This is a genomic window from Micromonospora sp. NPDC050417, from assembly GCF_044458865.1.
In the GTDB taxonomy this organism is placed as follows: domain Bacteria; phylum Actinomycetota; class Actinomycetes; order Mycobacteriales; family Micromonosporaceae; genus Micromonospora_G.
Genome location: NZ_JBITIH010000014.1, coordinates 126,127 through 139,994, shown reverse-complemented (window position 1 = coordinate 139,994; position 13,868 = coordinate 126,127). Strand labels below are relative to the sequence as shown.

At 70.8% G+C, this 13,868-nt stretch carries 12 protein-coding genes; 3 read left to right on the top strand and 9 right to left on the bottom strand.

The window, feature by feature from the left end:
• Positions 1-19: 19 nt before the first annotated feature.
• Entirely contained in the window at positions 20-1,165 is a 1,146-nt protein-coding gene (locus tag ACIBF5_RS19455) for a hypothetical protein (protein ID WP_396813444.1), read from the top strand.
• Positions 1,166-1,373: 208 nt separating this feature from the next.
• Positions 1,374-1,715: an RNA polymerase-binding protein RbpA gene (locus ACIBF5_RS19450; RefSeq protein ID WP_121161198.1), complete on the top strand. Its 342-nt coding sequence runs from the start codon at positions 1,374-1,376 to the stop codon at positions 1,713-1,715.
• Positions 1,716-1,806: 91 nt separating this feature from the next.
• On the opposite strand, the gene ACIBF5_RS19445 is transcribed toward ACIBF5_RS19450, so the two are convergent.
• From ACIBF5_RS19445 to ACIBF5_RS19405, 9 genes are all read right to left on the bottom strand, one after another.
• Positions 1,807-2,328 carry an FxsA family protein gene (locus ACIBF5_RS19445; protein ID WP_396813442.1) on the bottom strand — a complete coding sequence of 174 codons (522 nt, stop codon included), beginning with the start codon at positions 2,326-2,328 and terminating at the stop codon, positions 1,807-1,809.
• 64 nt (positions 2,329-2,392) lie between these two features.
• Positions 2,393-3,202, bottom strand: a complete 810-nt coding sequence (locus tag ACIBF5_RS19440) for a polyprenol monophosphomannose synthase (protein WP_396813440.1) — start codon at positions 3,200-3,202, stop codon at positions 2,393-2,395.
• Complete coding sequence (gene lnt, locus ACIBF5_RS19435) at positions 3,199-4,866, bottom strand: apolipoprotein N-acyltransferase (protein WP_396813605.1); 1,668 nt, start codon at positions 4,864-4,866, stop codon at positions 3,199-3,201. The genes ACIBF5_RS19440 and lnt overlap by 4 nt, the downstream gene beginning before the upstream one ends.
• Positions 4,867-5,470: 604 nt before the next feature.
• A complete protein-coding gene (locus tag ACIBF5_RS19430) occupies positions 5,471-6,829 on the bottom strand; it encodes a glutamate mutase L (RefSeq protein WP_396813438.1) in 1,359 nt (452 codons plus the stop codon).
• Positions 6,826-7,254: a hotdog domain-containing protein gene (locus tag ACIBF5_RS19425; RefSeq protein WP_396813436.1), complete on the bottom strand. Its 429-nt coding sequence runs from the start codon at positions 7,252-7,254 to the stop codon at positions 6,826-6,828. Before ACIBF5_RS19425 ends, ACIBF5_RS19430 begins: the two co-directional genes overlap by 4 nt.
• Positions 7,251-8,024, bottom strand: a complete 774-nt coding sequence (locus ACIBF5_RS19420) for an OAM dimerization domain-containing protein (protein WP_396813434.1) — start codon at positions 8,022-8,024, stop codon at positions 7,251-7,253. The genes ACIBF5_RS19425 and ACIBF5_RS19420 overlap by 4 nt, the downstream gene beginning before the upstream one ends.
• Positions 8,021-9,634 (bottom strand): lysine 5,6-aminomutase subunit alpha, encoded by a 1,614-nt coding sequence (locus tag ACIBF5_RS19415; RefSeq protein ID WP_396813432.1) that lies wholly within the window; start codon positions 9,632-9,634, stop codon positions 8,021-8,023. Before ACIBF5_RS19415 ends, ACIBF5_RS19420 begins: the two co-directional genes overlap by 4 nt.
• Before the next feature lie 52 nt (positions 9,635-9,686).
• Positions 9,687-11,255, bottom strand: coding sequence for an amidohydrolase (locus ACIBF5_RS19410; protein WP_396813430.1), 1,569 nt, complete (start codon positions 11,253-11,255; stop codon positions 9,687-9,689).
• 4 nt (positions 11,256-11,259) lie between these two features.
• Entirely contained in the window at positions 11,260-12,291 is a 1,032-nt protein-coding gene (locus ACIBF5_RS19405; protein WP_396813428.1) for a zinc-binding alcohol dehydrogenase, read from the bottom strand.
• 137 nt (positions 12,292-12,428) lie between these two features.
• Between ACIBF5_RS19405 and ACIBF5_RS19400 the strand changes: the two genes are divergently transcribed.
• Positions 12,429-13,841: a KamA family radical SAM protein gene (locus ACIBF5_RS19400; protein WP_396813426.1), complete on the top strand. Its 1,413-nt coding sequence runs from the start codon at positions 12,429-12,431 to the stop codon at positions 13,839-13,841.
• Positions 13,842-13,868 lie beyond the last annotated feature (27 nt).

Below are 13,868 nucleotides of genomic sequence, written 5' to 3'. Positions count from 1 at the left end.
GCACTAGACTTGCCCGGCGATGAACGAACCCGAGACCGCCGGGGAACACCTGGCCGACACCCGTCCCTGTGCCCACTGTGGCCGTCCGGTTCCCCAGCGGGCCGCCGCCGGGCGGCCGTTCCGGTACTGTCGGGACAACGACGGCGCCTGCCAACGCGCCTCCCGCAACTCCCGCATGCGCCACCGTAACGCCCCCGGGCTGGCCGGGCAGGTTGCCCGTACCTGGGAGGCGGTCGACCGGCTCGACCAGGTCGTGGAGACGCTGACCGAGGCGCTGCACGCCGAACTGTCACCCGTCGGGGTGGAGCGGCAACTCGCCCAGGCGCGGGCGGACGCGGCGAACGAGGTCGCGGCGGCCCAGACCGAGCGGGACGAGGCGCGCCGTGAGACGGAGGCGGCCGGGTCGGCGTTGGCGGTGGCACGGCAGACCGCGACGGTGGCGCTGGCCGAACGCGACCGTGCGGACCAGCGGGCCGAGCAGGCACAACGGGACGCCGCCACGGCTACCCAGCGGGCCACCGAGGCGCTGGCCGAACGGGACGAGGCCAGGCGGGCGGTGAGCGCCGCCGAGGCGCTGCGTACGCAGGCGGTATCCGACCGGGACTCCGCCCGGTCGGATCTGCGGGCGCTGCGTACGCAGGCGGAGTCGGACCGGCGGACGATCAGCGACCTGACCCGGGATCGGGACGCGGCCCGCGTCGACGCGTCCCGGGCCGCCACGTCGGCGGCACGGGCGGTCGAGACGGCGGAGGAGTTCCGGACGGCGGCGCGGCAGGCGCAGGCCGCGGCCGAGCAGTCCCGGGCCGAGGCGACGCAGGCGGCCCGGGACGCGGAACTGGCCCGGGAGGAGCAACGACGAGCCGACACGGCGGTCGCGCAGGCCGGGGAGGCGGCGCGACGGGTCGAACGGGAACGGGATCAGCTCGCTGGCGAGCTGCGCGGGGCCCGGGATGCCGCCACGGCGGCCGAAGCGCGGATCAGCGAGCTCGTCACGCGACTCGACGCCGCGCTGGCTGCCTCCGACGCCGCGTCGGATCGGGCCACCCGGTTGTCCGCACAGGTGAGCGATCTGGCCACGGCGCTCGCCAGTCTCAGCACCCGCGCCATGGCGCCCACCCCGGTGCCGCCCGCCCCACCCGTCCGGTCACCGTCCGAACCGGGCTGACCGGTCCCCGGGGGTGGGGACCGGTCATCGTCGGCGTACGGGGACGAAGTTCGCACCGGGACTGTGACCTGGGTCACCAGTTGTCCGGTGCGGCTACGCTCGGAATGTTTGAGCGGAAGTAGTTTTGCCGTCGGTGGCGGGAATCGCCGACCCGGCGCCCATCGTTACACCGATAAGACACGCACCACGACCGAGGGGAAAGCCGATCATGGGCGAGCGCATGCTGCGCGGAAGCCGTCTGGGAGCAGTCAGCTACGAGTCCGACCGGAACACGGAGCTCGCACCGCGCCAGACCCGCGAGTACCTCTGCGCCAAGGGCCACCAGTTCGAGGTGCCTTTCGCCGTCGACGCCGAGGTTCCGATCACCTGGGAGTGCAAGTTCGACGGCAGCGTCGCCCGGTTGGTCGACGGCACCGAGCCTGAGCAGAAGAAGGCGAAGCCGCCGCGTACCCACTGGGACATGCTGCTGGAGCGTCGTTCGATCGCCGAGCTCGAGGACATCCTCGCCGAACGGCTCGAAGAGGTACGGACCCGACGCGGTCGCATCTGACACCAGCAACCGACAGCTACACCACCGCCCCACGGCCCGTACGGCCGTGGGGCGGTTTCACGTCAACGGACGCCTGCGGCCGGTCCACGGCCTAGTGTGGCCGCTGCTCGACGATCTCGCCCTCGATCGCCGCCCCCGGAGCGGCCGGCGGGGGCTGGTCGGCAGCCGGTGGGGTCGGCTGCGGCGCACCGCGACGCACCCGCACCCGCCGGGGACCGAACAGGTCACCGGCGACCATCGCCGATACCCGCCGCTCGGCCGCCACCCGCACCCCCTTGCCGGCCAACCGACGCAGCGGCGGCACCGCCAGCAGCAGACCCACGGCCGCGCTGACCAACCCCGGTACGGCCAGCAGCAGACCGGCACCCAACCCGACCAGACCATCGATGACCTGCTGTCCGGGCGGGCTACCGGCCTGTGCCGCCGAACGGAAGCCACGCCACGCCCGCATCCCCTCGCGACGCAGCAACGCCAACCCCAGCACCGAGGCGGCGAGCACGAGCAGAATCGCCCAACCGAACCCGATCGCGTGGCCGACCAGCACGAAGACCACGATCTCGACGACCACGGCGAGTAGCAGTGCCAACGGCACCAGTCTCAGCCCTCGGCCCATGTCACCCCATCCGGATGATGTACGACTGCGGAATCCCGCCCCTCCAGCATGACACGAACCGGTGTCACGGCCACCGCGGCGTGCTGTCGCCGTAGCCCCGACGGGAACGTCCCAGGCCCGGACGCCGCTCCGACAGGCACCAGAGGGTCACCCGCCACAACGCCTCACCGACGATCAACGGGCTCATCTTGCTCGCCCCGTGTTCCCGTTCCGCGAACGTGATCGGAACCTCGACCGTACGCAGACCGGCCTGATGCGCCCGCCAGGATAGTTCCACCTGAAACGAGTAGCCCTGGGAGGTGACCGACTCGAAGTCCATTTTGTCCAGCGCCGGCACCCGGTAGATCCGATACCCGCCGGTCGCGTCGGAAACCGGCATCCCCAGCGCCACCCGGGTGTAGAGGTTCCCACCCCGGGAGAGCAACTGCCGGTGCCACGGCCAGTTGACGACCTCCCCGCCCGACGTCCACCGGGAGCCGATGACCACGTCGGCGTCCCGGGCGGCGTCGAGCAGCCGGGTCAGCTCCTCGGGGGCGTGCGAACCGTCGGCGTCCATCTCGGCCACCGCGTCGTACCCGTGCTCCCGGGCCCACCGGAACCCGGCCACGTACGCCGCGCCCAGGCCCTGCTTACCGGGACGGTGCAGTACGTGCACGTACTCGTCGGCCGCGGCGAGCCGGTCGGCGACCGCCCCGGTGCCGTCGGGGCTGTTGTCGTCGGCGATGAGGATCTCCACCGCCGGTACCGCCTGACGCAGCCGCTCGGTGATGATGACGACGTTCTCCGCCTCGTTGTACGTGGGAATGACGACCAGGACGCGCCCGACGCCCGGATAGCCCGCCGTACGCTCGACCGCGCCGGTTGCCTCGCTCACCGCTCCTCCGTATCTGCCGTGCCGGCGGGTTCGGGGTCACCCCCGTCCACGACCGGACCGTTCACGGAAACCACCCGCCGACGACGGGTCACCACGGCCACCACCAGCGTCGCCACGGCCAGACCCACCAACACCACCTCGGGCCAGAGTCCAACCCGGGTGGCGACCGTACGGGTGTTCCCGAGGTGCACTTGCCGGACCACCACCGCTGGGGTGTTGAACCCGGTCGCACCGATTACCCGCCCATCGGCCCCGACGAACCCGGACACCCCGACGGTGGAGGCCATCAGCGCCTCACGACCGTGCTCAACCGCCCGCAACTGGACCATCGCCATCTGCTGGCGCGCCTCGGCCTCGTCGAACGTGGCGTTGTTCGTCTGCACCACGAGCAGCTGCGCCCCGCCGGTGACCGTGTCCCGGACGACCTCGTCGTACGCGACCTCGAAACAGATCACGTCCCCGAGGGTGATCCCGCCCGCGTGTACCACCCCGGGGCGGGTCCCGGCGACGAAGTCCGACCGAACCCGGTCGACCTCCTTGCTGACCTTCCGCGCGATGTTCCGCATGGGGATGTACTCCGCGAACGGCACCGGATGCCGTTTGAAGTACATCTGGTCCTGGTCCGGGCCACTTCCCGGCAACCACAACAGCCCGGTGTTACGCACCTGCCCCGGCCCGGGGCCGAGCAGCACCGCGCCGACCAGGATCGGTGCCCCGATCGCGTCCGCGGCGGCGGTGATCTCCGCTGCCGCGGTGCTGTCCCGCAACGGGTCGACGTCGCTGGCGTTCTCCGGCCACACCACCAGATCGGGCTGCTGGGCCGCGCCGGTGCGGACGCGGGCGGCGAGGTCGATGGTGGCGTTCGCGTGGTTCTCCAGCACCGCCCGCCGCTGGGCGTTGAAGTCCAACCCCAGCCGGGGCACGTTCCCCTGAATGATCGCGACGGTGGCCGTATCACCACCGGCGGTGTTGCCCAGCGGCACCAGCAGCCCCAGCAGCACCACCGCGACCGCACCAGCGACCGCACCGGTGACCGCCGGCCAGCCCGGGGTGCCAGCCCGCCAGCGGCGGACCGCCCAGAAGCCGGCCGCGACGAGGAACCCACCGGCCAGCGCCGCCACGAACGTCACCAGCGGCGCCCCACCGAGCACCGCCCACCGCACCAGGGGCGCGTCCGCCTGGCTGAACGCCAACCTTCCCCACGGGAACCCACCGAACGGTGTCCGGTCCCGCAACGCCTCCTGGGCCACCCACAGCAGCCCGGTCACCACCGGCCACGACCAGCGCCACCGGTCGACCACCGGGCTCACCAACGCCGTCGCCAACCCGAGCAACGCCAGGTAGCCGGCCTGCAACCCGGACAACAGCAGCCACGGCAGGGAGCCGGTGTGCAGGTTCGTCCAACTCAGCATCGGCAGGAACAGCGCCAGCCCGGCGAGCGCGCCGACCCCGGCACCGCCCCGCAACCGGCGCCGGTGCGCCGCCGCCGCGAGCAACGCCACCCCGACCGGCGCCAACCACCACAGCCCGTACGGTGGAAAAGCGAGCAGCAGCGCCCCGCCACCGGCGAGCGCCGCCAGGACCGACACCCCCAACGGCAGCGGCCGTGGCGCCGCCACCGGTTCGTGGCCCGCACCGACCTGCGTGCCCACCGTGTCCACCATCGCCACCTGGCCTCACCGCCCATCCGGCCGCCACCGACGGTACGGCGGCGGATCTCCCCGGCGAAGGCTACCGGCCCGACCTGTACCCACCGCCACGTCTCGGGCCACGAACGGGTCCAGCCCGTGTCACGCCCCCGGCACCAGCGGAAACCGACACCACGGCCCGGACTCGCCCAACCCCGCACCGGGCCGGTCACGGTGGTCACCAGGGCGACAAAATCGGGGCGCGGCCACAGGCCGCGCCCCGATGCTCCCAGGCCCTTCCCGGCCGGTGTGGCAGAGGCGACCCGTCACGACCTTCGGACCGACCGGAGGAGGACTGGCTGTCCCCGTCAGGCCGTTGTCTACTGGCCGCGCACGTCGTCCTGCCCAAACACCGGTAACCGCGGCCGGTTCGCGCCGCCCCGCCGACCCCCGCCCGCTGGACCTGGCCGCTGCGACATCGAAACGAGTCGCTCGGCCAGCGGACGAAGGGACGAAGCGAACAACAGCCGCTTCCCGTAGTAGGACTCAAAGACGGTACGTGGTGCCCCCCGGGCCCTGTCAACTGCCACCGGCCAGTCGCCCGGACAAAACCGGCGTGTCGCACCCTGCGAGTCGCCACTCAGTCCCGCGCCGGGACCGCCCCGACCAGATGCCGCCGCAACAGCGACACCGCCGCCTCCGGCTTCTCCGACGCCAGCAAACCCGCGGCGGCCAGCACGTACTGATCATCAACGACCGGTGACGCGGCCCTCGGCAACACCCAGCCACCACCATGATCGCCCAGAACCGCGTTGAGCACGGTCGCCGCCTCGCCCGGCCCGGCGTGGCGCAGAACACCTCCCGACCCGATGATCAACCGGACGTCGCGCAGGTCCCGCCCACCCCGATCGCCGACCGCCGCGCCCCGGGCATGACGCCGCAACGCCACCGTCGCCGCCAACTGCGCGATCCGCCGGTCCACCGCCCACTCGACCGAATCCGAGGCCAGGAAACCCGGATCCCCGGCCCGCGCCGCCGCCGCCGTCTCCAGCGCCCGCGACTCGTCCACAGACAACATCCGCTCCGCCACCGCCGCACGCACCACCCCGGGGGCGCTCCACCGCATACCCAGGTCACCCTCGACCGTGCGGGCCCGCCACAACATCCCCGCCGCCGCCCGCGCCGGCCCACCCGCCCGCTCGTCCGGCGTCAACACCGAGTACACATCCGTGGTCGCCCCACCCACGTCAACCACCACCAGATCACCGGCGAGATGGTCGGCGAGCACCTCGACCCCGGTCAACACCGCATCCGGCGTCGCCGCCCGTACCAGCCGAGCGAACCGGCCACCCCGGGACAACCGCTTGCCGCCGATCACATGCCGCAGAAACACATCCCGGATCGCCGCCCGCGCCGACTGCGGCGCCAACACCCCAATCCTCGGCAACACGTTCTCCGCCACCGTCACCGGCACACCCCGACGGGTCAACACCTCGACCACCGCCGGCCGTACGTCCACGTTCCCGGCCACCACCACCGGCACCCGCCACCGCGCCCCCGCCAACCGGCACGCGTTGTGCAGCAGCACCTCACCGTCCCCGCCGTCGGTCCCACCGACCAACAACACCACATCCGGTGCCGCCGCCCGCAACTGCGCCAACCCCGCCCCGTCCAGCGGCCCCGCACCCACGTGCACCACCCGCGCCCCGGCCGACAGACCCACCTGCTCCCCAGCCCGCGCCGTCACCAACCGCTCGTACCCGACCACCGCCAGACGCAGCCCACCACCCGCCGACGAACACACGTACCACGGCGCCCCGGACGCACCCCGAACCGCGGCCGTCGCCTCCGCGACCGCCGCGTCGAGACCGTGCAGCACATCGGAACCAACCGTCGTCGGCCGCACCGCCGCACCCACCACCGCCCCGTCAGCCAACTCCACCACCACGACCTTGGTGAACGTCGACCCGACATCGGCGCAGACCGCGTACCCCGTCACAACGGCCGCGCCACCGCACCCGGTGCCCCGCCCGGTGGTGGCGCAGGCACCACCACCGTCCCGGTCGCGGTCACCGCCACCAACGGCGGATCCAGCACCACCGCCGCCGACTCACCCCGCTCGGGCCGCCCCCGGCACACCACCCGACACTCGAACTCGATCGTCCGGCTCCGGTTACCGACCCGGGTCACCGTCGCCACCACCTCCACCACGTCCCCCGCCCGCACCGGCGCCCGAAACTGCACCTGGTCGTACGAGGCGAACAACCCCTCGTCGCCGTCGGTACGGATACACACCTCGGTCGCCACGTCGCCAAACAACCCCAACGCGTACGCCCCGTCGACCAACGCCCCGGCATAGTGCGCGTGCCCGTACGGCACGTACCGCCGATGCGTCACCGTCAACCCGACCCGCTCGTCGCTCATCGCCCCGCCACCTTCACCGCAGCAACCCGACCACCCCGGTTGACCACCAACTCGTGCACCAGATAACTCGCCACCTCACGCGGCGTCGTACCCCGGCCGAAAATCCGGTCGACACCGAGCTCACCGGTCATCAACTCGTCGAACCGGGGCCCGCCGACGATCAGCAACGGCCGCCGCCCCGCCGGCATCGCCTCCCGGAACGCCGCCGACATCTCCCGGGTGTTGTGCAGATGCGCGTCCCGCTGCGTCACCACCTGAGACACCAGCACCGCGTCCGCCTTCTCCACCCGGGCCGCCTCCACCAACTCCGGCACACTGACCTGCGCACCCAGGTTCGTCACCTTCAACTCCCGGTAGTACTCCAGACCCTTCTCCCCCGCCACACCCTTGACGTTGAGGATCGCGTCGATCCCGACCGTGTGCGCGTCCGTGCCGATACACGCCCCCACCACCGACAACTTCCGCCGCAGTCGGGACTTCACCAACGCGTTGACCTCCTTCGCCGACAACAGCGGAAAGTCGCGCTCGACCACCCGTACCGCGTCGAGATCCACCAGGTGGTTCACCCGCCCGTACACCACGAAGAAGGTGAACCCGTCACCCATCGGCTTCGCGTGCACCAGCATCGCCGGCTCCAGGCCCATCTTCGCGGCCAACTGCAGCGCCGCCCCCTCCGCCCGCTTGTCGTGCGCCACCGGCAACGTGAACGACACCTGCACCATGCCGTCCCCGGTCATGTCCCCGTACGGACGCACCACCGGGCCGCTCACGCCGCCACCTCCGCCGCCGACACCCGGGCCGCCGCCTGGTCGCGTTCCAACAGCTCCGTGGCCGGGTTGTAGTAACCCTCCGCGTGCGGGGCCACCCCGTCGAGGCCCTTACCCCGGTCCGCCGGACGTTTCATGATCCCGAACGTTCCCTCGGCGATCGCGTTCAACAACGTGTCATCGGCAATCCGCGACAGCAACTCCACCGCCTCACCGAGCACCCGCGCCGCCCGCGCCTGGATGAACCCACCCGTTGCCGGCACGAAATCCTCGTGCAACCCACCGGCGGCATCCAACACGTACCGCACGTTCTGCAACGCGATGTCCCGATCGGACAGCCACGGCGTCACCACCGCCTCGGTCATCATCCCGACCAGCAGGATGCCCTGCCCGGTCAGCGCCCCCGCCAGGTTGAAGAACCCGTCCAACAGGTTGCCCCGGAACACGTCCCCGGTCATGTGCTTCGTCGGCGGCATCCACTTCAACGGCGCATCCGGGAACAACTCCCGCGCCAACAGGGCGTGCGCCAACTCCAACCGGAACGAATCCGGCAGATCCGGGTTGATCTCGAACGCGTGCCCCAACCCCAACTGCCAGTCCGCCAACCCCGCCTCATGCGCGAAAAACTCGTTGAGCAACTGCGACACCGTCACCGTGTGCGCCTCGTCAACCGCATCCGCGGTCGTCAGGTAGTTGTCCTCACCGGTGTTGATGATGATCCCCGCCCGCGCGTGCACCTGACGAGAAAACCGCTGGTCGACAAAGGTACGGATCGGGTTGATGTCCCGGAACAGAATCCCGTACATCGAGTCGTTCAACATCATGTCCAGCCGCTCCAGGCCGGCCAACGTCGCCATCTCCGGCATACACAACCCCGACGCGTAATTCGTCAACCGCACATACCGGCCCAACTCCCGCGACGACTCATCCAACGCCGCCCGCATCAACCGGAAGTTCTCCTGCGTCGCGTACGTACCCGCAAACCCCTCCCGAGTCGCCCCCTCCGGCACATAGTCCAACAACGACTGACCCGTCGACCGAATCACCGCGATCACGTCCGCACCCGCCCGCGCCGCCGCCTGCGCCTGCGGAATGTCCTCGTAGATGTCCCCCGTCGCCACAATCAGATAAATCCACGGCCGCCGCGCCGGATCCCCGTACCGGCGCACCAACCGCTCCCGCTCCACCCGCCGCCGGTCGATCACCCGCAACCCCGCACCGACCGACCGCCGCGCCACCGACCGGGCCGCCGTCGCCGACCTCCCCGACGGCACCACGAAACCCACCGACCCGGCCGCCGCCTTCTGCGCCAACAACGTCAACCCGGCCCCGACCTCACCACCGGCCAGACCCTCCCGGGCCAACGCGTCGAACACCGGCAACGCCACCCCGTGCCCCAGACCCACCTCACCCACGACGGCGTCGACCAGCCGGTTCACCCAGGGAATCCCATCCGGATCCGCCCCGGTCACCCCGGCCAGCCGCAACACCGCCCGCTCCACCGACACCGTCGTATGCCCACGAGCAAGATCCACCACCGGTTGCCCGGCCCGACGCGCCAACTCCCGCGCCTGAGCCACCACCGACGCGTCCAAGGCCAACTTGCCCGTCACGGCATACCTCCCTCTCACCCGCCCCGGCCATCCACCGGAGCGCGACGGCGACTCAGTCGAGCGCCTCGTAAATCACCTGACCACGCAACACCGTGCGCCGACACACCGGCAACGGCGTCGGATCGTCCGGCCCCCGCAACTCCACATCCGAGGCCACCAACACCGGCAACCCCCGCTCCACACCGGCCGGCGCCGACCACACCGCGAACGTCGCCGGCGCACCCGGCGCCAACACCCCCTCGTCATCCCGGAACACCGCCCGCCAACCACCCCGGGTATGCGCCGCGAACGCCGCCCGCGCACTCATCCGCTGCGCCGGATTGAAATGAGCCATCGCCGCCCGCACCGACCCCCACGGATCCAACGGCGTCACCGGCGAATCCGAACCGAACGCCAACGTCACACCCACCCCGTGCATGGCACCCATCGGATTCGAATCCAACGACCGCGCCACCCCCAGACGCTGGGCGTACATCCGCTCCGTACCACCCCACAACCGGTCGAACGCCGGCTGCATGCTCGCCACGATCCCGTACTCGACAAAACCCGCGATCAACCGCTTACTCATGATCTCCGCGTGCTCCACCCGATGCCGGCCCGCCCGCAACCGATCCACCCCCAACGACCGCGCCGCCTCACCGAACCCGGCCAACACCGTCCCGATCGCCGCGTCACCGATCGCATGGAAACCGCCCTGCATCCCCTGCCGCGCACAATCCAACAAGTGGTCCCGGACCTGCTCCACCGACACGTACCCGTGCCCACACCCACCCTCGGCACCATCCAGGTACGCCGACGACAGATGCGCCGTACGCGACCCCAACGCGCCGTCGGCGAAAAGATCCCCACCGGCACCCACCGCCCCCAACTCCCGCGCCCGCGCCGCACCCGACAACTCACCCCAGTAGCCGTACACCTCCGGGCCACCGTCACCGGACAACGCCAACACCCCGGTGAAGTCCACCTCGTCGGAAATCTCCGGACCACCACACTCGTGCACCGCCGCGATCCCCAACGACGCCGCCCGCGCCAACGCCACCCGCTGCGCCGCCACCCGCTGCTCCCGGGTCACCGACGCGAACGCCAACGCCCGCACCAGATGGTGGGCGTCGCGCCGCAACCAACCCGACCCGTCGTACCCCGCCGCCGACACCACCTCCGGCGCCGCCGCCAGCAACGCGGACGAACACAACGCCGAGTGGATCGACGCCTGAGACAGGTACACCCGCCGACCACCCGCAGCCCGGTCCAACTCGACCGCGTCCGGCGGCCGCTGGTCCACCCAGTTCGACTCGTCCCAACCATGCCCCAACACCACCGCGTCCGCCGGCAACCCCGCCGCGAACGCCGCCACCGCCGCACCCACCTCCGCCGCCGACCGGGTCGACGACAGATCCAACCCGGACAACGCCAGACCGGTGTCGGTCGCGTGCACGTGCGCGTCCACGAACGCGGGCGTCACCAACGCACCCGCCAGGTCCACCACCTGATCGGCCACCGGCGCATCCGCGTCCGAGCCGATCCAGACGATCCGGTCGTCCCGGACCAGCAACGCGGTCGCCAGCGGGTCACCGGGGCAGTAGAGGTGGCCGCCGCGATACAGAGTCGAGGGGAAAGTCATGTGATCAGTCTGCCGCGACCCGGGCCTCGAAGAGCGCACGCACCCCGGTGTCCTGGCGCACCAGATCCAACGCCAACTCGGCGTGACCCGGCACGTACCCATTACCGACCAGCATCGTCACGTCCGCGGCCAACCCCTCCGCACCCAACGCCGCCGCCGCGAAACTCGTCGCCATCGAGAAAAAGATCACCGTGCCGCCAGCCGCGGTCGCCAGGATCGCCCCGTGCTCGCAACCCGGCACATCGACACAGACCACCGTGACGTCCGCCGGACCACCGAGCGCCCCGGTCACCGCCGCCGCCAACGCCACCGGATCCCGGGCGTCGGCCAACACGACCTCCGTGGCCAGGCCCGCGGCGACCAGCCGGTCCCGCTCCGCCGGCACCGGAACCACCCCCACGGTACGACCAGCGCCCGCCCGCCGCGCCGCAGCCAACGCCAGCGAACCGCTCTTACCCGCCCCGCCGAGCACCGCCACCGACGGCGAGTGGTAACCGCGCACCACCCGGGCGGTCAACGCCGGCGCCCCACACACGTCCAGGACGGCCAGACTCAGCCGTGGATCGAGTTCCTCCGGCAGCACCGCCACCACCGACCGAGCGAACAGGATCGCGTAACCGACGCAGGGGACCTGCTCGCCCCGCCCGTCCCACCCGGCGAGCCCGTCCTCGACCACGAGCGGGGTCAGCGTCAGCGAGACGAGCGTCGCCACCCGGTCGCCAGGCTTGACCGGCAACGGCGTCGCCGGTCCGACCTCGTCGACCACACCGATCAACATCCCGCCCGAACCAGTGACCGGATTATGCATCTTGCCCCGGTCACCGATGATCTCCAACACCTCGGCCCGGACCGCCGCCCCATCCCCACCATGCTTCTCCGACAACTGCCGGAAACTCGCCGCGTCGAGGTTCAACCGCTCGACCCGGATCCGCACCTCGTCCTCCCCCAACGGCGCGTACGGATCCAGCCGCCACGCCGCCTGCGGCAGCACACCAACCGGATCAAGCACACGGTGCAGCCCCACGGGTGAAGTCATCGAAGCGCCCCTTCCAAGTCAGTCACGTTGCCAACAGAACGCATCGCGGGAAAACTTCCGGCAGAATAATTCCTACACAGGATATTTTCCAGTAGCCTTCGGACCGTCACCGGTACCGCGCAGCCAGAGGAGGGTCCGTGACGCAGGCACAACCAGTTGAGGCCATCCCGCAGCCGCGACCAGCCGACACCCCACCACTCGCCGGCCAGCCCTACGAATACCGCCGCCGACCCCTGGTCGAACCGGACTGGACCCGCTTCCCCGGCTGGCGCCACATCACCCGCGAACAGTGGGAATCCGCCCAATGGCAGCGCGTCAACTGCGTCAAGAACGCCAAACAACTGCGCGCCATACTCGGCGACCTCGTCGACGAGAGCTTCTACACCGACCTCGCCACCGACCAGGCCGCACTCGCCACCATGTCGATGCTGGTCCCACCACAGATGATCAACACGATGGTGCCCGACGGACCAGTAACCACCGACGCGTTCCTGGCTGACCCGGTCCGGCGATACATGATCCCGGTCGCCTCCGACCGGCGTACCGACTGGCCCTCCCACCCGTACGCCACCCGCGACTCACTCCACGAACACGACATGTGGGTCGCCGAGGGCCTCACCCACCGCTACCCCACCAAGGTCCTCGCCGAGCTGCTCTCCACCTGCCCGCAGTACTGCGGACACTGCACCCGGATGGACCTCGTCGGCAACTCCACCCCCACCGTCGACAAGCTCAAGCTCACCCTCAAACCGGTCGAGCGCTACGACGCCCAGATCGACTACCTCCGCGCCCATCCCGGCGTACGCGACGTCGTGGTCTCCGGCGGCGACGTCGCCAACGTGCCCTGGCGCAACCTTGAGTCCTACCTGATGCGACTGCTGGACATCGAGACCATCCGCGACATCCGGCTCGCCACCAAGGCGCTGATGGGCCTGCCCCAGCACTGGCTCCAGCCCGACGTCGTCGAAGGGCTCGAACGGGTCGCCCGCACCGCCGCCCGACGCGGGGTCAACCTCGCCATCCACACCCACGTCAACCACGCCCAGTCGCTGACCCCACTGGTCGCCCGAGCCGCCCAGACCGCGCTCGAGGTCGGCGTACGCGACGTGCGTAACCAGGGCGTCCTGATGCGCGGAGTGAACGCCACCGCACCCGACCTGCTCGACCTCTGCTTCGCACTCCAGGGCGAAGCAGGCATCCTGCCGTACTACTTCTACATGTGCGACATGATCCCGAACGCCGAACACTGGCGGGTGCCGGTCTGGCACGCCCAGCAGCTCCAGCACGACATGATGGGTTACCTGCCCGGTTACGCCACCCCTCGGATCGTCTGCGACGTTCCGTTCGTCGGCAAGCGTTGGGTGCACATGCTCACCGAGTACGACCGGGAGCGCGGCATCTCCTACTGGACCAAGAACTACCGCACCTCCATCGAGTCGGCCGACCTGGCCACCCTGAGCCGCCGGTACGCCTACTACGACCCGATCGACACGCTGCCCGAATCCGGCCGCGCCTGGTGGAGCACGCACGAGCCGAGTGCCCTCGACTGAGCTTTGACCGACAGTGGGGCCCCGGTA